This window comes from Paenibacillus sp. MMS20-IR301 (genome assembly GCF_032302195.1).
In the GTDB taxonomy this organism is placed as follows: Bacteria; Bacillota; Bacilli; order Paenibacillales; family Paenibacillaceae; genus Paenibacillus_AQ.
Genome location: NZ_CP135275.1, coordinates 7,215,081 through 7,239,354, shown reverse-complemented (window position 1 = coordinate 7,239,354; position 24,274 = coordinate 7,215,081). Strand labels below are relative to the sequence as shown.

Genomic DNA, 24,274 nt, shown 5'->3' with positions numbered 1-24,274 from the left:
TACTAATCTTAAGGAGGTTCTAGCTTATGGAAACCATCGCCGTAACAGGCGGCAGCGGCAAGCTCGGCTCTGCCGTGATCCGGGCGCTGCAGCACGCCGGATACGGGGCCGTATCCATTGACCGCCGCACATCAGGGGAGCTGTCCTGCCGCCAGCTGATCGTAGATCTCAGCGATCTCGGCCAGCTGGCAAGCGCCCTGCAAGGCGCTGACGCAGTCATCCATCTGGCTGCGATTCCGGCGCCGCTGCTGTACCCGCCGGCCCATATTTTCACCAATAATGTACTCTCCGGCTATAACGTCCTGGAAGCTGCCGGGCTGCTGGGTATCCGCAGGGTGGTGCTGGGCTCCAGCGAATCCTCCTACGGCTTCGCCTGGGCACCGCAGCCCTTCTCCCCTGAATATGTGCCGGTGGATGAGCAGCATCCCCAGCAGCCCAGGGAATGCTACGGCTTATCCAAGGTGGTCAATGAGGCGACTGCCGCCATGTTCAGCCGCAGGGGCGGAATGAAGACGGTCTCCCTGCGCTTCTCCACCGTGATGACCGAAGCCGAATACGCTCATATCCAGCCTGCCCAGCCGGAAAGATATGTAAGAACACTATGGAGCTATATCGACATCCGCGATGCCGCAGCTGCCTGCCTTGCAGCCCTGAAGCATGGGGAAGCTGCGCCAGGCAATCTCAATATTACAGCGGATGATACGCTGAGCGCCTGGCCCACAGATCGTCTGCTGAATGAGTTCTATCCGGAGGTGCTTGACCGCCGCAGCCGGTTCGAAGGCCGGGAAGCTGTCGTCAGCAACCGGCTGGCTAAAGAGACCTTGCACTGGCAGCCGCGCTACTCCTGGATGGAGGGACGTCAGGCATCTCAAACCTGACGCCGCATAAGGCTGTAATCGGCCGGAGCAAATCCGCCTCCGGGCGTGCTGGGCTGGTCGGCATGCGACAGCTCGGCTGGTCGGCATGCGGCAGCTGGCCTGGTCGGCATGTGGCAGCTGGCCTGGTCGGCATGCGGCAGCTGGCCTGGTCGGCATGCGGCAGCTCGGCTGGCCGGCATGCGGCAGCTCGGCTGCTACTCACTGTTCCAGCGATGGCTCTCCTTGTGAGTAGCCGCTTCATCACTTTGGATGACGCCGGTCCGCTCCCCACTAAGATTTTAAGTGGAAAAATGCATCTTAATTTGATCATTTTTCCTCCATTTCGGATTTTAATTGGATAAACGTCACTTAATTTATCACCTTTGCCTTATTTGGACGAATTTCCCGAAAATTAAGTGCTCTTTTTCCAACTGTTATCCGGCAGTCACTCCCTCCGCTCCATAGCAAGTGGAGAAAATCCACTTATTTCAGGAGCACCGGACAATCCAGGCACTGATAGGCGCAGCTAAGCTTGAAGCTTTAAGCTTTAAGCTTTTGGCTTTTGGCTTTTGGCTTTTGGCTTTTGGCTTTTGGCTTCGGGCTTCAGGCTTCCGGCTTCGGGCTTCCGGCCTCGAACTCTAAGCTTTAAGCATTAAGCATAGCCCCCGCAACGATGAACATCGGACCTCCGGCCCCTGTTCGCTAGCGCTCCGGCCGTTCCAAATTTCTTCAGCCGTCACTTTCAAGTTGCAGAATTTCCGGTACCACAACAAAACCCGTGAAGAGCGTCGCAGCCTGGCTGCCTCGCCTCACGGGTCTTTGTTATTCTGCCGCAGGCCTTAATCCCCCAGCGGGCTGACCGTCATTCTGCAGATCCGGATATCCCCCCTGCCGGCTGTCCAGGTAATCAGGTTGCCGCTGCCCGGCTCCAGCTTCACGGTAAGTCCGGTGCAGCCGGTGAAGACTGCGGTTCCTCCAGTGGAAGGCGCATTGACCAGCGAGTAGTCCCTGCCGTTCACCGTAAGCCGCAGCTTGGAAAGAGGCTCTGCCGCAGCATACTGCAGCCGGATCTCGGCCCTGCCGCCCCGTACCCCGCCGTCCACCTCATGGAACTGGCAGCAGGCATCTGCAGCCTCCAGACCGGCGACAGCACTTACGCCCTCCGCAGCTATAATAACTGCACCGCCGCTAGCCTCGCTGTCCGCTGCTGCATAGACCTTCATCTCCGGGTGCGGCTGCGGAGCTTCTCCCGCCGGCTTCACACCTTCACGGGTCTGCACCACCGTCCGGATCGATCCGTCCGGATTGAAATGCAGCTCGTCGATACATATACTCCGCAGCGTCTCCTCTCCCGACAGCTCCTGGTTATGGTAGAACAAATACCACTGGCCCTTAAATTCTGCTACAGAGCCGTGGGTTGTCGGGCAGCCGGTCGGCTCAAGAAAAATCCCCCGGTATGTCCACGGACCAAGCGGCTGATCACTGGTGGCGTAACGCATGCGGTTGCTGCCCTCCAGGTTGTCCGCATAAGTCAGATAGTACACGCCGTTTCTTTTGAAGACCCAGGCTGCTTCATGAAAGTCCTCCAGGCCTTCCATTTCCTGCATGCTGCCCCGGATGGACATCATATCCCCGTTCATTTCCCCGGCTTCACATGTCCCGCCGCCCCCGTAATACATATAGGCACGGTTGTCCTCATCCACGAATACAGCCGGATCGATCATGGAGAACCCGCCAAGCCCCTCAATGTAACCCTGATCGGTGAAGCCGCGGGCCGGCTCCGTGCTGGTTGCCACTCCTATCTTCCAGGTATGGTTCCAATCCGAACCGCTGGGATGCGGATAATAGAAATAATAGGTGCCGTTCTTATAGGCGCAGTCGGGCGCCCACATAAAGCCGCCTTCCGGTCTGCCCCATTTCACATCCGCTGAACCCAGAATCTCCCCTTCGTCACGCCAGCTCACCATATCCCCGGACGAGAATACATGATACCGGTCCATCAGATCACAGCCTCTCGCCGGATCGGTGTCATGGGAAGCATAAATGTACATTCTGCCGTCCTCCCATACATGTGCCGAGGGATCAGCGGTATAAATACTTGTAATTGCAGGGTTCATATTTCTCATGCTCATAAGTTCCTCCTGGAGTCCTTGAATTCATTTAAGATACGTTCTGCTTCATGGCAAAAGCCCCCGGGGGAACCGTGCCTCCCGCAGGCTCTGAAGTTCATAGCCGCCTTACTGATGACTCGTGGGATGGTTCACCGTCAGCGGAATCTGGTCTTTGAACAGCCGGTTAATGTCACCCGCCAGCCGGAGATAAAAGTCTGAGGATACGGCTACACCATCCGCATTCAGGGTCAGAAAATACTGGTTCGCCGGAATCATCGAGCTGTTCTCTGCCGCTTTGGCGATAGCTGTTCCCTCGTCATACTCGTCGAACATGGCAATATAACCGGTGCTGATGCCGGAGCTCTTAATGTTGTAGGCTTGCCTCCACATGAAGTCGCCGTGTGCGCGGGGAATCTGATTCTGCGGGCCGCCGGTCATATTGGCCCAGGAGAATCCCGGGAAGATTACCGGCTGATAGGCGATTCCATTCTGCCCGGTCCAGGCATAATCCGGCTGCAGCAGATTGGTCTTGAAGCTGTCGGCCTCCGCCATTCCAAAGCGCCCCACATACCAGGGAGATATCATGTCCAGTGATTTGTAGACGTTCAGGAAACCGGTTTTGGAGTCATTAATGCCATCCCTCCAATAGGTGGGCACTCCGCCAATCACGTAAATCCCCTGATTCTTGAACCAGCTAATCAGTTCTGCCGATTCAGCTGCAGTCCCCGGGCGGTCGGTAAAGCCGATGCCCCACAGGCAGACCACCGTCTTGCCGTTCTGCTTCGCATAAGCTGAAGAGGATGGCAGGTGCATGGCATTCACGACGTTGACCGTCCAGTCATGCTTAACCGCGTTCACCCAGTTGCCCGCATTCATGCCGGTGATGTCATACATTACATAGAATTTGCGGTTGTAGGCTTCTGCCGCGCTCTTCACCTTGACGGCCACACTGTCGCGGTTACTCTTCCAGCCATTTGGCGCATCGCTCTCATCCGCACCGAAGCGCTGCAGGGCGGCCCCGTCAATATTGTAGGTCTGCATCCATTCAAAATGCTTATTCACCGTCTCCTGATCATAGGAGGAGAAGAGCTTCGCCGCGGCTCCGTTCCCCAGATTAGCCAGACTGGTCTGATACAGCTTCGAGTATTCCCGGAGATCGGGATACAGATCGAAATTCACGGTGCTGCCGGCCGCGGGTGCGCTGCTGTTCTTGGACCAGTGTACCCATCCCCCGTTCGGCGAGCCGTCTCCGGCTGCATTGAACCAGCCCTGATAGCCCGCGAACAGCTTGCCTACCACATCCCCGCCGGCGGACGGGGCATTGAATTTGAACCAGAGCACATTGAATAAATTACCTGCTCCGCCTGTGAATTTGAGGTACAGTGTATGCACTCCGCTTACAGGACTGACCGTGGCCGATTGGGTCTGCCATGCCTGCCATCCTCCGGTGCCCGGAACGGCAACCGTGCCGAGAAGCGTTCCATTCAAGCTGTCCAGTCGTACTTCAATCGTCCCGCCGCTGTTATTGCTTGCCACCCTGACGTCGATAGAAGCTGCACCACTGCCAAATTCCACATTGTTAAAAGCAATATAATCACCGTTGTCAATAAATGCGACATTCTGCCCACCTTCACTGGATGCCTCCAGCTGGATCCCGGATTGGCTGCTGTAGCCGGAAGCCGCTGTCTGGGTAAAGGCCGAAGCCGCCGACACAACGTCAGGAGCCAGTGGCAGGCTGACCGCCAGAATCAATACAGCCATGCCAAGCCACATCATAAAACGCTGTCTTATGTTACCTGCGGATCTGATCATGATACCCTCCCATTCGTAGTTCGCCGCTGCTGCAGACCGGCCGGAAGAAGGCAGACCTGATGAAGTGTGCTGCTCCTGATGTGCTCCGCCTGCTTGCAGCCCCTGTTCACCCCGCTTTCCGCCGCGTTGGCGATGATTGACTTCCTTTAGCATACCTCCCGGCAACACGGAGCCACCATAAGGCGATATTAAATAAAACAGGGCATTGCAAAAGTAAATCCGCAAACCAGGATTTGCAGGCGAAGATCAGAAAATACAAAAAAAACCATCCCCGGCTGGGCGGAAACCCTAAGCCGCGGGATGGTTCTATTAACTGTTGCCAGGCATTACCAAGTACTGCAGCCGGGGTTAAACACCCAGCCAGCGCTTGAACATATGCTTTGTGGTCTGCTTGTTGATTTCGGCGATGGATGTAGTCAGCGGAATGCCCTTCGGGCAGGCGCGCACGCAGTTCTGCGAGTTGCCGCAGCCGTCGATGCCGCCGTCCTCCATCAGCGCCTCCAGGCGCTCGTCGGAGTTCATCTCACCCGTAGGATGGGCGTTGAACAGGCGCACCTGGGAAATAGCAGCGGGACCAATGAAGTTGGTCTTCTCGTTGACATTCGGGCAGGCTTCCAGGCAGACACCGCAGGTCATGCACTTGGACAATTCATACGCCCACTGGCGTTTCTTCTCCGGCATCCGCGGTCCCGGACCAAGATCATAAGTACCGTCGATCGGAATCCAGGCTTTGACCCGCTTCAGGGCATTAAACATCCGGCTGCGGTCAATCACGAGGTCCCGGACAACCGGGAAGGTCTTCATCGGCTCAATCCGCACCGGCTGCTCCAGGTTATCAATCAGTGCCGCACAGGCCTGGCGGGGTTTGCCGTTGATGACCATGGAGCAGGCGCCGCATACTTCCTCCAGACAGTTGGATTCCCAGCAGACCGGGACCGTACTGTCACCCTTCGCATTGACCGGATTACGCTGAATCTCCATCAGCGCACTGATCACATTCATGCCCGGACGGTACGCAAGCTCGAACTCTTCAGTATATGGGCTCGTTTCCGGTTCATCCTGGCGGGTAATGATAAATTTCACGTTTTTGGGAGCTGCTGCTGTTTCCGCCATATCGGTTACCTCCTAAAAGTTTGAATAGGACTGCTAGCCTCCGCCGAACCCGCTTATTCATACCGGCCCCGGAAGCCCGCGCTTTAAGTTGTATCATTCATGAAGAATTTCCGCTTAAGCTTCCCGCGTTAACTGCACTTTGTACAATTAAAACCAGGGAATTCTGTTAAATTTGCGATTTAACTGCATTCTGTACAATTATACTTCCGGAATAAGCTTATTCCCGCCTGTTCGGGAGACTTTAGCTGCACAGAATACAGTTATACAACTCCTGTACCGAAAGAGGACTAAATTAGTTGCACGAAATACACTTATACCGAATTCCATCCAGAGAGCATAACCAGTCATCCGGCATATTCCAGCGGCAAGAGAAATTAGTGTAATTCAAGTCAGGTCAAGTTAAGACCAGTCCAGTGAAGTTTGAATTCTACCCCGCTTAGTCCTTCGAGTAATCCCGCACCCGCGGAGGAATCAGCGATACATCCACTTCCTCGTAAGAGATCTGCGGGCCGTCGGCACTCCAGCTGGCTTTGGTTGTCTTCAGGAACTCCTCATCATTGCGGTTCGGGAATTCCGGCTTGTAATGCGCCCCCCGGCTCTCATTGCGCAGCAGTGCTCCAAGGGTCATTGCTTCCGACAGCTCCAGCATGTTCCACAGCTGGCGGGTGAACGCCACCCCCTGGTTGCTCCAGCGCGACGTGTCGCTCATGCTGATGTTACGGTAGCGCTCCTTCAGCTCTTTAATTTTGCCGATGGTCGCTTCAAGCCGCTTGTTCTCACGCACCACGGTCATGTTCGCCGTCATCCATTCGCCAAGCTCCTTATGAATGACGTAAGCATTCTCCGTACCGGTCATCCCGAGGAGAGCTTCATATTTATCCGTCTGTGTCTTGTGGAAGCTGTCAAATACTGTGGAGGAGATATCCTGCACCGATTTCTTCAGCCCTTTAATATATTCTACGGCCTTCGGCCCGGAGACCATGCCGCCATATATTGCCGACACCAGCGAATTCGCACCAAGGCGGTTCGCCCCGTGGTACTGGTATTCACATTCCCCTGCGGCGAATAGGCCGGGGATATTGGTCATCTGGTTATAGTCGACCCACATGCCGCCCATGGAATAATGCACGGCCGGGAAGATTTTCATCGGGATTTTACGCGGATCATCGCCCATGAATTTCTCGTAGATCTCGATGATGCCGCCAAGCTTAACGTCAAGCTCCTTCGGATCCTTATGCGACAGGTCCAGATAGACCATGTTCTCACCATTGATACCCAGTCCCTGATCCACGCATACATTGAAGATTTCGCGGGTGGCAATATCACGCGGAACCAGATTGCCGTACGACGGATACTTCTCTTCGAGGAAATACCACGGCTTGCCGTCCTTGTAGGTCCAGATGCGTCCGCCCTCACCGCGCGCAGATTCCGACATCAGCCGCAGCTTGTCATCGCCGGGTATCGCCGTCGGATGAATCTGGATGAATTCGCCGTTCGCATAATGTACACCCTGCTGATATACTGCGCTTGCAGCGGTACCTGTGTTAATGACCGAGTTCGTTGTTTTGCCGAAAATAATCCCGGGCCCGCCGCTCGCCAGAATCACCGCATCCGCCGGGAAGGTCTGAATCTCCATCGTCTTCAGATTCTGGGCGCTGATGCCGCGGCAGACACGCTCATCGTCGAGAATGACCGAGAGGAACTCCCAGTTCTCGCTTTTGGTCACGAGGCCTTCGGCTTCCCAGCGGCGTACCTGCTCATCCAGTGCGTACAGCAGCTGCTGGCCGGTAGTTGCCCCGGCGAATGCTGTCCGGTGGCGCTTCGTCCCGCCGAACCGGCGGAAGTCGAGCAGCCCCTCCGGCGTACGGTTGAACATGACGCCCATCCGGTCCATCAGGTGAATGATGCCCGGAGCAGCCTCACACATCGCTTTGACCGGGGGCTGGTTCGCCAGGAAGTCGCCGCCGTAGACGGTATCATCGAAATGCTCCCAGGGCGAGTCGCCTTCACCCTTTGTATTTACAGCGCCGTTAATGCCGCCTTGCGCACAGACCGAATGCGATCTTTTGACAGGGACCAGTGAGAATAGATGTACATGCGCGCCGGCTTCGGCGGCCTTGATGGTAGCCATCAGGCCGGCGAGACCGCCGCCCACGATGATGATATCGGCTGATGCCATGATTGTTCCCTCCTAAAAGTTTTGTGAGCGTTTGCTTCCTGATTTCTCATCGTACAAAACTTGCTTCGGAAGCATACACTTAAGTTTTGTGAGCGTCTGCTTCCTGATTTCTCATCGTACAAAACTTGCTTCGGAAGCATACACTTAAGTTTTGTGAGCGTCTGCTTCCTGATTTCTCATCGTACAAAACTCGCTTCGGAAGCATATGCGCTATATTCTAGATAAAGCTGCGCAGCGACTGGACCGCTGCTGCCGCAGTTTGAAATTCATCGTCACGGAAGGTAACCAGTGACAGCACGAACATGAAGGTAACAATTACGAACAAGCCGAGACACAGAATGGAGGACACCCGCTGGGAACGCGGCCCGACCGTAATGCCCCAGCTGATCAGGAATGACCACAGGCCATTCGAGAAGTGGAAGCAGGCGGCTATGATTCCGACGATATAGAGGGCCATCAGCAGCGGCTGGGTTACAATGTTGTGCATGACCCCGCCAAGCTCATCATGCTCTACATTGCCGAGTGCCACCTGGACCCGGGTATCGTACAGATGCCATACGATGAAGATGAAGGTGACCACCCCGCTGATGCGCTGGAGGGTATAACGCCAGTTGCGCTCCAGATTGTAGCGGTTCAGGTTCGGCTTCGACTGGTACGCGATGTACAGGCCGAATACGCCGTGGTACAGCAGCGGCAGCCAGATGCCGAACAATTCCAGGAAGAAGACGAGCGGCAGGCTGTTCAGCCACAGCACACTGTCAGTGAAACCGGAAGCGCCCCCCTCAACTGCTGCAAAGTTCGTCAGCATGTGCTCAAGGAAGAAGGCCCCGAGCGGGATAACGCCGAGCAAGGAATGAATCTTTCTGGAATAAAATCCTCTCATGCAAAGTGTCCCCTTTCCGATTATAACAGCGTTTTCACAAGTAGAAACGGCTGCAGTGCCTTTAAAGGCTAATGCTTCCGAAGCAACGATACTGCGTATCGCTTTCAGTATCCGTTTCAGCGGGAAAGATAAGGAGTATTAATTGCGTGAAGCAATAAATACTTATCTTTTTAAAGAGCATACACCGCCGGGAATACAGTTGAAACAGGGCAGCGGCATGGGTACAAAACCCGCAAATAGTCTATTTGCACCACTTTCCATTGATTTCCCGGACTTTGCTTTATTATTCACAATATGTGAATATCTTGTGTCACTTTTCATGTTACTCTTTTTTCACTTATAAGGGAATTGCAATCTAATTATTAATCGTTATACAATAAACGCATAAGAATATTTTTAATATGATAATAATTCTCATTTAGAATAGGAAATGTCATCATACCGGGCTTTTTTCCGCATAAATCAAGGTCTGGCTTATGTAGCAGCTATGCCTTTTATCACTATAGATACTGGAAATTGTTTGAATATTAGAGTGAAGGAGCACCAGGTATGTATGATGATTTAGATGCTTTTGCGGCGGTTGTGGAGCATTCCAGCCTGAACCGGGCGTCACGCCAGCTCAACCTGTCCCAGCCTGCCCTGTCCCGCAAAATCTCCAAGCTGGAGGAACGGCTCGGCGTTGCCCTGTTCAACCGGTTCGGCAAGCGGCTCGAGCTTACAGAGGTGGGACGCCTCACTTATACCTACGCCCTGGAGCAGCGCCAGCAGCGTACCAAGTTTCTGGAAGCGCTGTCCAAGTTCAGGGAAGGCGAGCCGCAGGTAGTCACGCTCGGTGCCAGTCTGACTACCCTGCAGACCACACTGCCGCCGCTGGTGAATGCTTATATGGACAAATATCCGGCAGCCGAGCTGAAGCTGATCACCGGGAAGACGCATGAGATGGTTACCGCGGTCAGCGAAGGCAAATGCGATGTCGGCATTATTGCGTCGCAGGTTCAGGAGCCGGGCCTGCGCTGCATTCCGCTGTTCGAGGATCAGCTGCGGCTGGTTGTCTCCGAGCAGCACCCGCTGACACTTACTCCAAGACTTACTATGGAGCATCTCTCCCGGCTGCCGATGATTCTTTTCTCCAAGGGCACCTGGTACCGCCGGACTACCGATGATCTCTTTCAGCGCTGCGGGGTAGATCCCGATGTACGGATGGAGATCGACTCCTTCGAAGCCATTGTCCGGCTGCTGCCGACTACCAAGGCTGCGGCCCTGCTGCCGAACTCCTACCTCCGCCCCGAGCTGCTGAACGGCGGCGGACTCGTCTCCCTGCATATCAAGGAGCTGGAGCAGACGCAGCGGACAACCTGCCTGATCTATCAGGGCAGCGGAGGGCTCAGTACAGCGGCGCGCTGTCTCGTCCAGGTGACGGAAGAAGTATTCCTGTCCGGACAGGAATAAAGGGCATTCATCCACCGGGCTTCTATGCCGCTGCAGCGTCTGCTGCTTGCTGCTCTGCATACACGGTCAGCTACAGTGTATGCAGAACACCCGCCGGTCCACTGGACCCGGCGGGTGATTGCTTTAACTCTCCTGGCTATTCAGTTTATTTCCCCTAGCGATTAGATTAGCGGAAATTGCCTGCATCAATGGCAGCCTGCTTCTCATCAAGGATTTCCTGATAGCCGGCATCCAGATAAGTTTTCTTGGCAGCTTCATAGGTAGCATCGAAATCAGCTTCAGGAGCGAGTACAACCTTCACATACAGTTCCTGGAACAATGTGTTCAGATCCGCTTTATATTCGTTCACCTTCTCAAGTACAACGCTGAACAGCGCATCCGGAGTACGGAATTCCGCTACTTCGTCATAGTACTTCACCAGATCATCAGCGAGCGTCTCATAACCGGCAGGTGCCCAGTTGCGCAGGTTAGCCGTGCGTGTTTTTGCAGCATCCGGATATTGGGCGATTTCCGTTACAAGGCCCCAATAGTCTTTGTTATTATTCTGTGCCAGGACAGATTCGCCTTTATAGTCCGGATTCTTCAGCGCGATGCCGTCTGCATCAAGCGTATAGTTCTCGCCTTCAATCCCGTTCTGGAATTTGAACAGGTTCTCCGGCTGGCTGAGCCATTCAAGATACATCCAGACCGCGGCCCGTTCTTCAGGAGTGGATTCATAGTTAATGCCCATGATGAAGCCGAATGGCCAGTAAGCGCGTCCTTGAGGCTGCTTACCTTCCGGAACAAAGGCACCAGGAGGAATTACGGCAAATTCAGCATCCGGGTTGTTCTGCAGGGTAGCTGCAAAGACATCCGTATTGTTAGCCAGATAGAAGGCGAAGTTCCCTGTTTTGCCGGCAACGAATTCAGCTTTAACCTTAGGCTCATCGTTGCGCAGATAGAATTCCTTATCAATCAGGCCGTTGTTATACTGATAGTTCAGATTACGCAGGTAAGCTTCTGTATCCTTCGTAGTCAGATCAGCTACGCTAAGGTCAGAGTAAAGCGCACGGTATTTCGCATCGACCGGCCAGTCACGGAAGGCATAGTTAAAGTTGTAGAAGTTCTGCAGCAGGTTGCCGCCGGTTACACCGATTCCGGCCGCTTTCCATTTGGCCAGCATCTCATTGTATTTCTCAAGCGAAGTCAGATCTTCAACCTTCATACCGACCTTCTCCACCCAGTCCTTGCGGATAATGTTAACAAAGTTGTCGGCTTCAGGACGTGCAGCAAAGAAGAAAATTTTCTCGTTATTAACGGTACCGTACTGCTCGATAGTAGAGCCCATGTTCTTCCAGTAGGTTGGCGCATAGTTTTCAAGTTCCGCATAGTCGATCGGCTGCATGACATCCTCACCGTAATAAGTAAGCGCTTGCGGCATGTCGTAATGGAAGATGATATCAGGAGCCTTATGCGATGCCAGCAGCTGCTCGTAATCCGTTACTTCCTTTTGACGGGTGATCGGCACATAATTGACTTCGATATTATACTTGTCACCGAATTCTGCCTGTACCCAGCGGGTATAGTAGTTGTCGGACACATTCCAGCCCTCATACGCCCGTTCGTAGACCGGAATATCCAGCGAGACCTTCTTCTCGAAGCCTTTGGAGTAATCCGGGAAAGCCCCTTCCGCCTGATTGGTAGCAGCTGCTTCTGTCGCAGCCGGAGCCTTGGTCGCCTCAGCGTTCGCATTCTTAGCGTTGTTATTTCCCCCGGAGCATCCGGACAGCAGGCCGGCTGCCATAACTGAGGCCATCATTAGCGAATACACTTGTCTTGTCTTCATCGCAATTCCCCCACTTTTAATTTTCGGATTCAATTGTATTACTATATACTAGAGCGCAGGACTACTCCTTAACCGCTCCGAGCATAACACCTTGAACGAAGTATTTCTGGACGAACGGATATACGCAGAGAATAGGTAAAGTAGCAAATACCACAACAGATGCTTTTAGAACTTCCGGATTGCTGAGCTGTACCTGGGTTGCTTCCAGCTGGAAGCTTTCACTGGCCTGAATGACGAGATAATACAGCTTAAGCTGCAGCGGGCGCAGGGAAATCTCATGCTTAATATAGAATAAGGCATCCTGGTAAGCATTCCAGCGTCCAACCGCGAAGAACAGGGCAAGTGTCGCCATGATCGGCTTGGATAGCGGGAGCACTATGCTGAACAGGATCCGGAAATGTCCGGCCCCGTCGATCCGTGCAGATTCTTCCAGACTTACAGGAATGCTGCTCGTTAGTGAGGTCTTCATAATAAGGAGATTGAAGACGCTGAACGAGAGCGGTAAAATCAGTGACCAGATCGTATCCATCAGACCCAGATTGTTAATGTTCATATAGTCCGGGATGATCCCGCCGCTGAAATACATCGTAAACAGGAAGATGAAGGTGATGACCCGGCGGCCCTTGAACTGGGTTCTTGACAGCGGATATGCGGCACAGATTGTCAGAATCATCCCCAGGATGGTGAACAATACGGTTACGATTACCGTGATGTATAATGACCGGAGGATACTGGCATCAGCGAAGATTTTCCGGTACGCCTCGATAGTGAAGCCCTGCGGCCACAGAAAGACTCTGTTGGCAATGACGAAGGAGTCAGAGCTCAGGGATTTCGCTACGACATGAATGAACGGCAGCAGACACACCAGGGAAGCCAGGATAATGACAAAGCCGATGATTAAGCCGTAGATATCTATGCGTGCTTTATGTGGTGCGGCAGGACCCGCGGTTGTTGCTTTCATGGTCCCTCTCCTTTCTACAGAATTCCATCCTCACCGAGCTTCTTGGCTATGCGGTCAGCAGAGATGACCAGAATGATGCCAATGACGGATTGGAACAGGCCGATGGCTGTCGCCCGGCTGAAATTGCCGCTCTCAATCCCCCAGCGGTATACCAGCACCGGAATCGTGGTTGTGAACTCAGTGGTCGCCTTATTTTGCAGGGAGTAAATACGCTCGAAGGAACCGTCCATTACTTTACCCAGAGCCATAATGAGCAAGGTAACAATGGTCGCACGGATGGAAGGAAGCGTGATATTCCACACCTTTCTCCAGCGTCCGGCTCCGTCAACGGTTGCCGCTTCGTACAATTCCGGGTTAATCCCGCTCATCGCCGCCAGGTAGATGATTGTGCCCCAGCCCATACTCTGCCATACACCAATGACCAGATAGCTGATCAGCCAGTTGGTATCCTCCTGCAGGAAGGGAACGCGGGTACCGCCCATCAGTTCTATCAGATTGTTGACCACACCGCCGCCCTCGCTGAGCAGCTGGTAGGCAATTGCCCCGATAATAACCCACGACAGGAAGTGAGGCAGGTAGAGAATCGTCTGATTTACACGTTTGAAGCCTATGCTCTTGATTTCATTCAGCAGCAGGGCCAGCACAATCGGCATCGTGAAGCTGAAGCAGAGGTCAAGCACGTTGAGCAGCAGCGTATTGCGGACGGCTTTGATGAAGTCAGCCTTGGCGAATAACTCCTGGAAGACCTCCAGCCCGGCCCATTCACTGCCCCAGAAGCCTCTGGCAATCTTATAATCCTTAAAAGCGATTACAAGCCCGGTCATCGGCAAATATTTGAATACGATTACAAAAGCCAGCGGAAGCATAACAAGCAGGTAAAGCTGCCAGTCCCGCTGCAAATAATGCGTGAACCCTTGTTTCTTTCTTAATAGAGGACTGTGATTGGTTTGTGAAGCGCTTGCAACTTTCAAATTTTCACCTCCTAGCCCGGATGTTCTGTCGCCGATTTTGATCACCGGCCCGATTCCTATGCTATCCCCTTTGCCACGTCTTGAAAATCATGAGTATTGATGATCAATATCAAAATTGATTGAATCACGGTTTTATTGGGCTTTACAGCAGCATTATGATCAAAACTGATAGGCATTCCCAAAAATAAAACGCTTTCATTTGTTGGGGAGCATCTTTTTCCGGACAGTGTTCATAAACAATAAGGAGCTACCCCAGGCAGCCGTTGCATGGCTCTTGGGATAGCCCCGTGATACTGAAGGATAATTCCCCGGACTACACCGGATAGTGTAACACTGTACATACTCAAGCTCTCAGGAGCTCTTGCTCTTGGCTGATTTGTAGCTGCTCGGCGGCATCCCCTCATACTTGCGGAAAAAACGGTTAAAGCTCTGAACATTATAATAGCCAACCTCGGCGGCAATCTGCTTGATCGACAGCTCGGTATCCATCAGCAGCTCCTTAGCCTGCTCGATCCGCAGCTGATTCACGAAATCGATCATGCTTTTACCTGTCTGCTCGTACACAATTTTGCGCATATAAGAATAGCTGATGCCAATTTCCTTAGCCATATCCTCAAATACAATCTCTTCGCGGTAATGTTCCTTCAAGTAATGAATAATCCGCTCCCCGTGGTTCGTCTCATGGGTGCTGCGGTCCAGGCTCTGCACGATTTCACAGTAAAACTCATGCAGATATTCTTCCAGTTCATCCAGCGTATCCATCGCAGCGAGATTCGAGTATACATTGCCCTTCCCCATAATCATCCGTCCTGTAGCAATATGATTCTCGCGCAGATGTTTGATGGTTGCCCCCATCAGCTGATTATAGATGAACATGATGTTATCGTAGGATATCTTGTCTTCGGAGGATATCAGATTACGGATACCCTGAAGCTCTTTGAAAATCCCGTCCAGGTTGCCGACATCCAGATAATTCAGAATCCGCCGTTCGCTGCTCTCCGGGTCGATATATTTACGGTTATTCTCCGCCTCTTTCTCCCAGTACATAATACTTCCGGCGCCGATGATCATCCGCTGCTTAATCAGCTCCATCGCTTCGAATAACCGGTGGGTGACCAGCTCAGGCGCATCCGCCGCATCACTGACCCCAATCGTTACCGAATGCTCCAGCAGGGCCAGCGACTCATCACGGATCTTCTCCAGCGCCTGCCGGATCAGCAGAAGGTTCTGCCCTTCCTCCTCAGGCGCAAAGTTCAGGACAATGACAATACAGCCATCGTTATGATAGACACTGCGGGCCAGTATCCCCTCCGGGAAGAAGCTTTCGTATTTCGCATTGAGCAGATACCGGTGATAGCTGCGCGTCTCCACATTGGTATTGCCCACATACCGCCTGTACTGGTCAATAGACACAATAACAATCCTGTAACACGCTTCAGGAAAAGCCTCCGTAATCCGCGGCGGAATCTCGCCGCGCAGCAGCCGGTGGGCCGCCAGGCTGCGGGTATCCTGCTCACGCTCCTGCAGCAGCCGGAACAGGCTTTCCTCCTCCTCCTGCATCCGCTTGAACGCCAAATCCAGAAAGGCCAGCTCATTCTTATTCACCACCCCCAGATCACTCTTCAGGCGGATGGTCCGCACCAGCTGTCTGAGCGGCCTGGACAGCCAGGTTGCCAGGAAGATCGCCAGAGCCGTCCCGAGCAGAATAATCGCACTGGTCAGCAAGACAATATTCCCCTGCATATCCCGCGATTTCATCATCAGCTTATCCATAGAGCTCCAGCTGACATTCCACCACCCGGATATGGACGAGCGGCTCCAGGCATAGACCATCCGGTTGCCGTCCAGCTCGCGGAACGTATACCCTTCACTTGCTTCCTGGTTCAGAATCTCCTGAAGGTAGGGGAGCTGCCGGCCGTCAGTGAGCAGCAGGGACTGATCGCTGTAGGATATCACTTTGCCGCTGCCGTCCAGCAGCAGATAGTTGCTGTCGCCGACCTCTGTTTCATGCAAATATTTACCGATCTGGCTCTCTTTCATATTCACTACGATAATTCCGCTGGTCGTAGAGGAAAGACGGTTGAGCGGGTATACATAGGACACTACATTGATGCCTGACTCCAGCTTACGGGGGACCCATACCCCGCTGATTCCCCGGCGCCCCTCAAGCGCTGCCGTAATCCAGCTGATCGACTCATAACGTTCCAGCGTTGTGATGCTGTTGTCGGTACTGAACACATAATCTGAATCATTCAGATAAAAGAAAGAGGAGTAGACCCCGTCTACCCGGCGGTTCAGATTCAGCAGCTCTTTCGTAACAGAAAGCGCCAGACTCACACTGTTATAGTTGGAGTTGATTTCGTCATAGGTCTCATAACTGCGGATCCGGTCAAAAATGTTCGTCGCCGCCAGGCGCGATGTATCCTGGGCCAGATTCGCAAGTGCATTCTCATTTAACTTGCGGTTGGCGTTCAGTCCGGCAAGTGTAGATTCCCCGATGGCCGCTTCTGAGTTCTCAATGATCTGTGACCCGCTGTACCAGGTCAGGATGGCTGTGGGAATGGCCATGATGCAGAATAGAATCAATGCCAGCTGCAGGATCATCGGTATTTTTTTCATTTGGTATCCCCCTAAGGATTATATATCTCTCTGCCTGGAAATTGGCTTCCTTCCGCACATAAAATGGATGCACTAATACGTTACCGCTTACATAACGATATTCCAACCCCCTGGAACAAATATTCAGTATCTTGCAGCGTCATGCCTGTCCGGATAATTCAATATTTTTATTTTAACATTACAAATTACATTTTACATATGTGCATAGGAAATTTTTGCAAACAAATCAAAATATTTAATTTCATACCCTCATGTCCCTTGACAGCCGGCGATTCATCCGCTAATGTTAGTTACATAAGTAATCAACCAGTTAGGTGGTGAAGTAGTGGGATTCCAAATGGATGAAAGCCGGCCGATCTTCATGCAGATTGCCGAGCAGATTGAGAATGACATTATCGATGGAACCGTACCTGAGGAATCACAAGTACCTTCCACGAACCAGTTCGCAGCCTTTTACAGCATCAATCCGGCAACGGCAGCGAAAGGTGTGAATCTGCTCGTAGAGCAGGGAATCTTGTATAAGAAACGGGGGATTGGAATGTTTGTGGCAACAGGTGCACGCTCGGAATTAACCAATAAGCGCAGACAGCAGTTCTATGAGCAGTATGTAGTGGCAATGATCCGGGAGGCTGCGAAGCTCGGTATCACTACGGAGCAGTTGTCCGAAATGATTACCAAGGGGGATGAGAAACGATGATGAGTACGGGGAATCAACTTGAAGCGGCGGCAGTCCAGCCGGAGGCAACGCTCGAATTAAGCCATGTCAGCAAGGTATTCCGCGGCGGCCAGGGCGTGCATGATGTGTCTTTCACCCTTGAGCCCCAGGTCATTCACGGACTGATCGGAGCTAACGGCAGCGGCAAAAGCACCCTGCTCTCCCTCATCGCCGGACAGCGGCTGCCGGACAAAGGGTTGATCACCTACGGCGGCGGGCAGATACAGCACCAGGCAGCTGCTTTGCAGCAAATCTGCCTGATCAAAACCTCTGAGCGCTCCTGGAGCAATTATTCACTGAAGGAAATTTTCAGCTTCGCCTCCATTCTCTTTCCCCGTTGGGATGGGCAGCTGGCCCGCGAGCTGCTGGACAGATTCCAGCTGAACAGCCGGAAGAATTACCAGCAGCTGTCACGCGGCGGTCAGTCGATGGCGGGAATCATCGTAGGACTGGCAAGCCGTGCTCCGCTCACACTGCTGGATGAGCCGGTGACCGGCCTTGATGCCTCGATGCGCGAAATTTTTTACCGGACACTGCTTGAGGATTACAGCAGTGCTCCCCGTACCTTCGTGGTGACTACCCATCTAATCGAGGAGGCAGAGAATCTGTTCGAACAGATGATTTACCTCCGCCGGGGCCGGGTTGATTTCCAAGGCCCGGTAGAGGAGTTTGCGCCGGGTGCCTCCTATGCTTCCGGACCAGCCACAGTGCTGGAGAAGCTGCTTACTGATGCCCGGCTGCTGCACAGTGAACGGCTGGGCGGCAAGCTCCTGCTCGCGCTGGAGCAGCTGTCCGACCCGGCTGAGCGCCGGATGCTGCAGGATCAGGGTGTAGAGCTGTCCCCAGTTCCCCTGCAAAAGCTGTTCGTCTATTTGACGCTGCGCGATGCAGCGAACACGCAAGGAGGCGGAAAACGATGAGTTACCGGAGTCTGATGAAATTCCACTTGAAGGATTACCGCAGGGGAGCGCTGATTTTGCTGAGCATCCTGGTATGCGTCGATATCGCTTTCGTACTGCTGATGAAGCTTTTTCCGGCCCTGGATATGGGCTCAGCGGACAGCATCTTCAGCGTCAACCGGAATATTATGTCTATCTTCATGCTTGTCAGCATGATTGTTACGGTTGCAATTACCTTCCCGCTGATGAGCAGCTTCAGTGTAACCCGCCGTGATTTCTATTTCAGCTCGCTGCTGGCCGTACTGGCCTTCTGCATAACGGCCGCACTCGCAGAAAGCGCCATTTATCTGATTGGCCGGGCCGTACTGCCTGCAATCGGGCTTCCGGTTGATGTTGGCAGGCCGCTAGCCTCTTCCGCGTATGAGTTCGGAATGACGCTGCTCGATATCTCTGTGGTGACCTTCCTGATCGGCGGCTGCTTTTACAGATTCAAAATCATCATTGGCATCATTTCCGCCAATCTGTATTTCTTTAGTATCGCTTTGATTGCGCGGCTGTTCCCTTCACTGGAATATATGCAGGATTCCGTAATCTTCTCCCCGTCTGAATTCACCCGGCCCGGAACCACGCTGCTCATGTGGGCAATCATTGCCCTGTGCGTAACAGCAGGCTGGTTTGTGTACCGGCGCACAGACGTGCGGATGTAGGAGACCAATAGCAGACCAACCGATTCCAGCTCGGAGTAACTTCCGGGACGCTTCCGGGAAAATCAGGGGCATTTGTGCCCCTATTTTTCCGCTTCGGGAGGCTCCGCTGTCTAAGCAGGAATTAGCTTACTCCGCATTCACCGCTTCATCTTCAAACTCCCCGATGCTGTCATTCGAGCCGATCACCACCATAATATCTCCCTTATGCACATAGTCATGAGCCGTCGGGGCAACGATAATGCCGTCCTCGCGGTTGAGTGCGATAATACTGCAGCCGTATTTGGCGCGTGTATTCAGCTCTGAGAGGCTTTTGCCGTCCATGCAGGCAGGCACCGTCAGCTCTACGATCTTATAATCCTTGGAGATCTCAATATAGTCCAGCAGGTTCGGTGTCACCAGCTGATGCGCCACGCGGATTCCCATATCACGCTCCGGAAAAATCACCCGGTCCACCCCAAGCTTCGACAGCGCACGCCCGTGCAGAATAGAGATCGCCTTGCCGACCACCTGCTTGACCCCCAGCTCCTTGAGCAGGATGGCCGCCAGAATACTCCGCTCCATATTGTCGCCGATCGCCACAATCCCGCAGTCGAAATTACGCACGCCAAGCGAGCGCATAATCCCTTCATCCGTAGCATCCGCCATTACCGCATGAGTGAGCTTGCCGGTCATTTCCTCCACCCGTTCCTCCTGATGGTCAATTCCAAGCACCTCATAGCCCATGGACATCAGCTCAAGCGCCAGGCTTGAACCGAAGCGGCCCAGGCCGATTACTACAAATTGCTGTGCCTTCATCACTTGATTTCCCCTTATCCAATTATCATTTTGCCTTCCGGATACTTATACAATGGTTTACCCTGTTTCGGACCGAGTGCATAGGCCAGCGTCAGCAGTCCAAGCCGCCCGGCGAACATGGTCAGGCAGATCAGAATTTTGCCGGCTCCGGTCAGCTCCGGCGTCATTTCCAGGCTTAACCCTACATTGGCGAAAGCGGAGGTCGTCTCAAACAGAAGAATCAGAAACGGCAGCTCCTCTGTTGTCGAGAGCATCATTGAGACGGATACAATCAGCAGCAGCGCCAGCAGGGTAATGGTCAGCGCCTTGAAAACACGCTCCTGGGCCAGCCGGTAACGGAAGAGCACAATGTCCTCCCGGCCGCGCAGCATCGAGATCACCGCCCCGATCATCAGCGTGAAGGTCGTTGTCTTGATTCCCCCGCCGGTTGAACCGGGAGAGGCACCGATAAACATCAGAATGACAATGAAGAACTGTGTAGCCTGACGCATGCCCGGCAGCTCCAGCGTGTTGGCTCCGGCCGTACGCGGTGCTACGGACTGGAAGAGAGAGGCCCATATTTTGCTCCCGAGGTTCAGCGGCCCCAGCGTCCGCGCATTGGTGAATTCGAAGATGAATATGACAAGTGCTCCTGTCAGAACCAGTCCTGCGGTCATCGACAGCACAACCTTGCTGTGCAGCGACAGCCGGCGTTTGCGGCGGAATTCCACCAGGTCAGACATGACGATGAAGCCGATGCCCCCGGATACAATCAGGAACATCACAACCAGGTTAATTCCCGGATCACCAACATAATCCGTCAAGCTGTTATAGTAGCCGCCGAACAGATCGAATCCGGCGTTATTAAACATTGATACCGCATGGAACAAGCCGTAATAGAGTGCACGCACCGGCGGCATGTCCACAGCAAAGCGGATGGACAGCAGGAGCGACCCGGCAGCCTCAATAATCAGGGAATAGATCAGCACTTTACGGATCAGCCGGACGATCCCTTCCATGGAGCTCTGGTTCATCGCTTCCTGGAGAATGAGCCGGTCCCTGAGCGAGATTCTGCGTTTGAACACCAGGGCGAACAGCGTGGCCATGGTCATGAAGCCGAGCCCGCCGATCTGAATCAGCACCAGAATGACCGCCTGTCCGAATCCGGTGAAATAAGTCCCGGTGTCCACAACAGCAAGTCCGGTAACACATGCCGCAGAGGTTGCGGTAAAGAGGGCATCCATGAAATTAAGCGGCAGTCCGGATACGCTCGCTACAGGAAGCATGAGCAGCAGAGTCCCGATGATAATGACAGCAGCGAAGCTTAACACCAGAATCTGCGGCGGAGCAAGCTTGAGGAATCTGAAATTCGTAATTTTGGGAAACGTTGAAGCCAAACTCCTCACCCTTTCAGGTATCCATAATTGTAAGTAACCTATCTGAACAAACATACAAAATTATATACGGAATTGCCCAACTTCACAAAGACTCATTTTTCTGCAAAAATCCCGCTTGAAATTGTGTGGTGTCAGGTGGTACACTATGGTCATAAAAGTGTATGGTCAGTATCCATACACGCCATAATGAATATTCGCGAAAGGAGACCGCCGGTGGAATCATCCTTCGAGCTATTACCGGAGCCGTTTCTGATCAATCCGTCCCTTCCGATCTATGAGCAGTTTGTCGGAGCAATCCGGGAGCGGATCGTCAGCGGAATCATCCCGCCTGGCGCACGCCTGCCCTCCGTAAGGGATCTTGCCGCAGGCAGGGGGGTTAACCCGACCACGGCAGCACGCACATATCAGGAGCTGGAGCGGATGGGGCTGATCGTTACCTACCGCGGCCAGGGCACCTTTGTAACCCGGGAGGAAAGCATCATCGCCGAGGCCCGCAGAGCCATTATCCGCCAGGCCGTCCGGCAGTTCAAAGACACCGCCCGCTCACTGGGGCTTACTGCAGAGCAAATGCTGCAATTCGATAAGGAGGAATGAAATGATGACGATAAATAACGTTGAGGGCCAGGCCCTTAAGGTACCCGATGCCCCTGCAGCCGTGGAATGCCGCAGCCTAAGCTTCAAGGTCAAGCACAAGGTTATCCTGAATGATATCAGCTTCATTATTCCGCAGGGGAGCATCACCGGGCTGCTTGGGCCCAACGGTGCAGGTAAGTCCTCTCTGCTGCGGATTATTACCGGCCTGACTCCAGCAGAAGCCGGATCTGTATCTATAAACGGCCAGCCCGCAGGCATAGCCCGGCTGGGAGAGCTGTCGATGCTTCCGGACCGCAGCAGCCTGCCCGGATGGCTGACTGTCCGGGAATGGCTGGGCTTCGCTGCAGGTATCTACCCGGACTGGGAAGAGGCCAGAGCACAAGAGCTGCTCGCCAGCTTGTCCGTCTCAGCGGATGCGCTGATCTCTACCCTGTCCCGCGGCGAGGAAGCCCGGCTGCAGCTCTTAACGTGCCTGTCGCGCCGCGCGCCGCTGATCATCCTCGATGAACCGTTCACCGGTGTGGATATGATCTCCAGGGAGGTTATTGCTGCAACCGTTGTAGGTGAAATGGCAGACGGTACCCGGACCTTCCTGATTGCTACACATGATATCCGGGAGATGGAGCTGCTATTCGACCGGCTGATTCTGATCGGCGGCGGAGCGATTCAGGGCATTGAAGATGTAGAGCAACTGCGGCGCTCCGGCCAATCCGTGGAATCACGTTACCGGGAAGTGTTCGCATGACGGCGCTCAGTGTTCTGGTCAAGCTGGAATGCAGCCGTTACCGCCTGAAGCCGCAGGGTATACTGCCGAGAATCGGCCTGCTGCTGGCTGCATTAGCCGTCCTGATGATCGCCGGCCTGGCGCTTCCGCTGGCCTCTGCCTCCCCGGAGGCTCCATTTCTTTCAGCCGCACTGCTGCTGTGGATTATAGTGATGATCTTTTCTGCTGTACATATGATTAGCTTTCATGGTCAGCGGCATAAGGACTGGTTCCTCACCTTCCCGTATTCCCGGCTTACACTGCTCCAGGCCAAATTCATCAGCCTACTGCAGCAGAGTCTGAAGATTGCCGGGCTGCTCACTGCCGCAGCCGTTATGTTATATGGCCTATCTGTCTTATCCGGCCGCTATGAGCCGCTTCCTGCAGGAGAGCTGGCCTTCATGATTGCCGCTTACGCCTTATTCATTCTGGCCATGCTTCCGCTGGTTATCACAACCGGCCTGCTGGTCAGCGTGCTGATGTCTATCCGCAGCCTTTCCTTGCTTCTGCTGCTGACGGTTCCTTACACACTGCTCTCACTGGCACCGATATTTGCCGGGGTTCTGTTGAATAATGCCAAGGCTGCATCCTCTATTTATGAGCTTAAATACATATCGCCGCCCTTTGTAATGCTGTACAGCGCCGTATTGCTTATACTGGATCTGGCCGCCTGCTATTTCCTGCTGCCCCTGATTGCAAAGAGGGGATTCAGCATACCCGCCCAGCCGGAGAACAAGGTATTCGCCTTCCCGCAGAGCTCGTCCAGGAATGCAAAGCCCCGTTCTTTACCCCGTACTGCCGGCAGCCGGTCGCCTTTGCTCACCCTGTACCGGCTGGATGCAAGCCGGCTGCGCCAGTTCGAACGGCTGCGGGTCGTAACCGTGCTGAAGCTTGCCTTACCTGTTCTTATGATTGTAGCTGCCTACTTCTTAACCGGAGATCTGGAAGCATACCAGTCTACTGTCCGCATCCCCTTTACGCTGCCGGTCATATTCGGTTCCTTGTGGATGATGAGCAGGAGCGGCATCGAACAGAAGCAGCTGCCTTGGTGGCTCTTGTTCCCGCAAAGCCGGCTGAGTCTTATATTCTCCGGAAGTTCAGCAGTATGGGTATTCGTAATGCGGATTAATACTGTGCTGGCCTGCTCCGCAATGATCGGAACTTTGGCCGGGCTCACCGCAGGCAATAACGGAACACAAGATATTGCCGTTTATTTGTCCTGGTTGTTCTACTCCTTTGTTGTGTACACACTGGTATTGACACTTGTACTGGGACTGCTGCCGAGTATCTATTTCCTGATGAAATCCAAGATACTGACACCGCTCATTGTTCCGCTGGCAATGGCCATGGGATTCCAGAGTATGCTGGTTAATAAGTTCCTGTTTCCCGCACACTTCAGCAGTACACTACAGCCGTCATGGCCGCTGCTGGGCTGGATTGCTTTGCTCGGTCTGCCGCTGGCCGCCGGCTGTACTGCTCTCGGGGCCAAATATTTTCATCTGTCACTGGCAACAAATAAAGCGCAGTCCGCAACAAATCAGGCATAAGCCCGGACACTTTCACGTAAAAGGATAATACGGCTTTTTTTGTAACTGCCCGGCAACTCATACTATAATAAATGCTGTACGGCTTCAGAGCACAGCAT

General features: G+C 53.5%; 20 protein-coding genes. 8 read left to right on the top strand and 12 right to left on the bottom strand.

Going from position 1 to position 24,274, the window contains the following annotated elements; all coding sequences use genetic code 11:
• Positions 1-26 precede the first annotated feature (26 nt).
• The gene (locus tag LOS79_RS31150) at positions 27-878 is read left to right on the top strand and encodes an NAD-dependent epimerase/dehydratase family protein (RefSeq protein WP_315414841.1); all 852 of its coding nucleotides are present in this window, start codon (positions 27-29) and stop codon (positions 876-878) included.
• Here the strand turns inward: LOS79_RS31150 and LOS79_RS31145 are convergent.
• From LOS79_RS31145 to LOS79_RS31120, 6 genes are all read right to left on the bottom strand, one after another.
• On the bottom strand, positions 869-1,057 hold the full coding sequence (locus LOS79_RS31145; protein ID WP_315414840.1) for a hypothetical protein: 189 nt from the start codon (positions 1,055-1,057) through the stop codon (positions 869-871). The two genes, LOS79_RS31150 and LOS79_RS31145, sit on opposite strands and share 10 nt — an antisense overlap.
• 639 nt (positions 1,058-1,696) lie before the next feature.
• Complete coding sequence (locus tag LOS79_RS31140; RefSeq protein ID WP_315414839.1) at positions 1,697-2,989, bottom strand: family 43 glycosylhydrolase; 1,293 nt, start codon at positions 2,987-2,989, stop codon at positions 1,697-1,699.
• A gap of 105 nt (positions 2,990-3,094) precedes the next feature.
• Complete coding sequence (locus LOS79_RS31135) at positions 3,095-4,780, bottom strand: carbohydrate-binding protein (RefSeq protein ID WP_315414838.1); 1,686 nt, start codon at positions 4,778-4,780, stop codon at positions 3,095-3,097.
• A 348-nt stretch (positions 4,781-5,128) separates the two neighbouring features.
• Entirely contained in the window at positions 5,129-5,893 is a 765-nt protein-coding gene (sdhB, locus tag LOS79_RS31130; protein ID WP_315414837.1) for a succinate dehydrogenase iron-sulfur subunit, read from the bottom strand.
• 436 nt (positions 5,894-6,329) lie between these two features.
• Positions 6,330-8,072, bottom strand: coding sequence for a succinate dehydrogenase flavoprotein subunit (sdhA, locus tag LOS79_RS31125; RefSeq protein WP_315414835.1), 1,743 nt, complete (start codon positions 8,070-8,072; stop codon positions 6,330-6,332).
• A gap of 217 nt (positions 8,073-8,289) precedes the next feature.
• Complete coding sequence (locus tag LOS79_RS31120; RefSeq protein ID WP_315414833.1) at positions 8,290-8,955, bottom strand: succinate dehydrogenase cytochrome b558 subunit; 666 nt, start codon at positions 8,953-8,955, stop codon at positions 8,290-8,292.
• A gap of 549 nt (positions 8,956-9,504) precedes the next feature.
• On the opposite strand from LOS79_RS31120, the gene LOS79_RS31115 reads away from it, so the two are divergent.
• Positions 9,505-10,404 (top strand): LysR family transcriptional regulator, encoded by a 900-nt coding sequence (locus tag LOS79_RS31115; protein ID WP_315414832.1) that lies wholly within the window; start codon positions 9,505-9,507, stop codon positions 10,402-10,404.
• Positions 10,405-10,570: 166 nt separating this feature from the next.
• Here the strand turns inward: LOS79_RS31115 and LOS79_RS31110 are convergent, their stop codons facing one another.
• The 4 genes from LOS79_RS31110 to LOS79_RS31095 all read right to left on the bottom strand — a co-directional run bounded on the left by LOS79_RS31110 (position 10,571) and on the right by LOS79_RS31095 (position 16,780).
• A complete protein-coding gene (locus LOS79_RS31110) occupies positions 10,571-12,229 on the bottom strand; it encodes a type 2 periplasmic-binding domain-containing protein (protein ID WP_315414831.1) in 1,659 nt (552 codons plus the stop codon).
• A gap of 61 nt (positions 12,230-12,290) precedes the next feature.
• Positions 12,291-13,190 (bottom strand): carbohydrate ABC transporter permease, encoded by a 900-nt coding sequence (locus tag LOS79_RS31105; RefSeq protein ID WP_315414830.1) that lies wholly within the window; start codon positions 13,188-13,190, stop codon positions 12,291-12,293.
• A gap of 14 nt (positions 13,191-13,204) precedes the next feature.
• The gene (locus LOS79_RS31100; protein ID WP_315414828.1) at positions 13,205-14,161 is read right to left on the bottom strand and encodes an ABC transporter permease; all 957 of its coding nucleotides are present in this window, start codon (positions 14,159-14,161) and stop codon (positions 13,205-13,207) included.
• A 351-nt stretch (positions 14,162-14,512) separates the two neighbouring features.
• Positions 14,513-16,780, bottom strand: a complete 2,268-nt coding sequence (locus LOS79_RS31095) for a helix-turn-helix domain-containing protein (RefSeq protein WP_315414827.1) — start codon at positions 16,778-16,780, stop codon at positions 14,513-14,515.
• Between the two features lie 337 nt (positions 16,781-17,117).
• On the opposite strand from LOS79_RS31095, the gene LOS79_RS31090 reads away from it, so the two are divergent.
• The 3 genes from LOS79_RS31090 to LOS79_RS31080 are packed head-to-tail and all read left to right on the top strand — an operon-like array spanning position 17,118 to position 19,101.
• The gene (locus LOS79_RS31090) at positions 17,118-17,477 is read left to right on the top strand and encodes a GntR family transcriptional regulator (protein WP_315414826.1); all 360 of its coding nucleotides are present in this window, start codon (positions 17,118-17,120) and stop codon (positions 17,475-17,477) included.
• Positions 17,474-18,415 carry an ATP-binding cassette domain-containing protein gene (locus tag LOS79_RS31085; protein WP_315414824.1) on the top strand — a complete coding sequence of 314 codons (942 nt, stop codon included), beginning with the start codon at positions 17,474-17,476 and terminating at the stop codon, positions 18,413-18,415. The genes LOS79_RS31090 and LOS79_RS31085 overlap by 4 nt, the downstream gene beginning before the upstream one ends.
• Positions 18,412-19,101 (top strand): hypothetical protein, encoded by a 690-nt coding sequence (locus LOS79_RS31080; RefSeq protein WP_315414822.1) that lies wholly within the window; start codon positions 18,412-18,414, stop codon positions 19,099-19,101. Before LOS79_RS31085 ends, LOS79_RS31080 begins: the two co-directional genes overlap by 4 nt.
• 126 nt (positions 19,102-19,227) lie before the next feature.
• On the opposite strand, the gene LOS79_RS31075 is transcribed toward LOS79_RS31080, so the two are convergent.
• Together LOS79_RS31075 and LOS79_RS31070 are read right to left on the bottom strand one after the other, a co-directional pair.
• Entirely contained in the window at positions 19,228-19,896 is a 669-nt protein-coding gene (locus tag LOS79_RS31075) for a potassium channel family protein (protein WP_315414821.1), read from the bottom strand.
• A gap of 14 nt (positions 19,897-19,910) precedes the next feature.
• Positions 19,911-21,272 carry a TrkH family potassium uptake protein gene (locus LOS79_RS31070; RefSeq protein WP_315414819.1) on the bottom strand — a complete coding sequence of 454 codons (1,362 nt, stop codon included), beginning with the start codon at positions 21,270-21,272 and terminating at the stop codon, positions 19,911-19,913.
• Between the two features lie 213 nt (positions 21,273-21,485).
• On the opposite strand from LOS79_RS31070, the gene LOS79_RS31065 reads away from it, so the two are divergent.
• From LOS79_RS31065 to LOS79_RS31055, 3 genes are read left to right on the top strand one after another with little or no spacing between them, the layout of a single operon-like run.
• Positions 21,486-21,866, top strand: coding sequence for a GntR family transcriptional regulator (locus LOS79_RS31065; RefSeq protein ID WP_315414818.1), 381 nt, complete (start codon positions 21,486-21,488; stop codon positions 21,864-21,866).
• 1 nt (position 21,867) lies between these two features.
• A complete protein-coding gene (locus tag LOS79_RS31060) occupies positions 21,868-22,611 on the top strand; it encodes an ABC transporter ATP-binding protein (protein WP_315414817.1) in 744 nt (247 codons plus the stop codon).
• Positions 22,608-24,176, top strand: a complete 1,569-nt coding sequence (locus LOS79_RS31055; RefSeq protein ID WP_315414816.1) for a hypothetical protein — start codon at positions 22,608-22,610, stop codon at positions 24,174-24,176. The genes LOS79_RS31060 and LOS79_RS31055 overlap by 4 nt, the downstream gene beginning before the upstream one ends.
• The last annotated feature ends 98 nt before the right edge of the window (positions 24,177-24,274 follow it).

Excerpts from the sequence above, each read along its gene's own strand:
- LOS79_RS31145 (WP_315414840.1), bottom strand. The coding sequence starts at position 1,057 with ATGCCGGCCAGCCGAGCTGCCGCATGCCGACCAGGCCAGCTGCCGCAT.
- LOS79_RS31105 (WP_315414830.1), bottom strand. The coding sequence starts at position 13,190 with ATGAAAGCAACAACCGCGGGTCCTGCCGCACCACATAAAGCACGCATA.
- LOS79_RS31140 (WP_315414839.1), bottom strand. The coding sequence starts at position 2,989 with ATGAGCATGAGAAATATGAACCCTGCAATTACAAGTATTTATACCGCT.
- sdhA (WP_315414835.1), bottom strand. The coding sequence starts at position 8,072 with ATGGCATCAGCCGATATCATCATCGTGGGCGGCGGTCTCGCCGGCCTG.
- LOS79_RS31095 (WP_315414827.1), bottom strand. The coding sequence starts at position 16,780 with ATGAAAAAAATACCGATGATCCTGCAGCTGGCATTGATTCTATTCTGC.
- LOS79_RS31135 (WP_315414838.1), bottom strand. The coding sequence starts at position 4,780 with ATGATCAGATCCGCAGGTAACATAAGACAGCGTTTTATGATGTGGCTT.
- LOS79_RS31075 (WP_315414821.1), bottom strand. The coding sequence starts at position 19,896 with ATGAAGGCACAGCAATTTGTAGTAATCGGCCTGGGCCGCTTCGGTTCA.
- LOS79_RS31110 (WP_315414831.1), bottom strand. The coding sequence starts at position 12,229 with ATGAAGACAAGACAAGTGTATTCGCTAATGATGGCCTCAGTTATGGCA.
- LOS79_RS31150 (WP_315414841.1), top strand. The coding sequence starts at position 27 with ATGGAAACCATCGCCGTAACAGGCGGCAGCGGCAAGCTCGGCTCTGCC.
- sdhB (WP_315414837.1), bottom strand. The coding sequence starts at position 5,893 with ATGGCGGAAACAGCAGCAGCTCCCAAAAACGTGAAATTTATCATTACC.
- LOS79_RS31085 (WP_315414824.1), top strand. The coding sequence starts at position 17,474 with ATGATGAGTACGGGGAATCAACTTGAAGCGGCGGCAGTCCAGCCGGAG.
- LOS79_RS31055 (WP_315414816.1), top strand. The coding sequence starts at position 22,608 with ATGACGGCGCTCAGTGTTCTGGTCAAGCTGGAATGCAGCCGTTACCGC.
- LOS79_RS31115 (WP_315414832.1), top strand. The coding sequence starts at position 9,505 with ATGTATGATGATTTAGATGCTTTTGCGGCGGTTGTGGAGCATTCCAGC.
- LOS79_RS31080 (WP_315414822.1), top strand. The coding sequence starts at position 18,412 with ATGAGTTACCGGAGTCTGATGAAATTCCACTTGAAGGATTACCGCAGG.
- LOS79_RS31120 (WP_315414833.1), bottom strand. The coding sequence starts at position 8,955 with ATGAGAGGATTTTATTCCAGAAAGATTCATTCCTTGCTCGGCGTTATC.
- LOS79_RS31090 (WP_315414826.1), top strand. The coding sequence starts at position 17,118 with ATGGATGAAAGCCGGCCGATCTTCATGCAGATTGCCGAGCAGATTGAG.
- LOS79_RS31060 (WP_315414817.1), top strand. The coding sequence starts at position 21,868 with ATGATGACGATAAATAACGTTGAGGGCCAGGCCCTTAAGGTACCCGAT.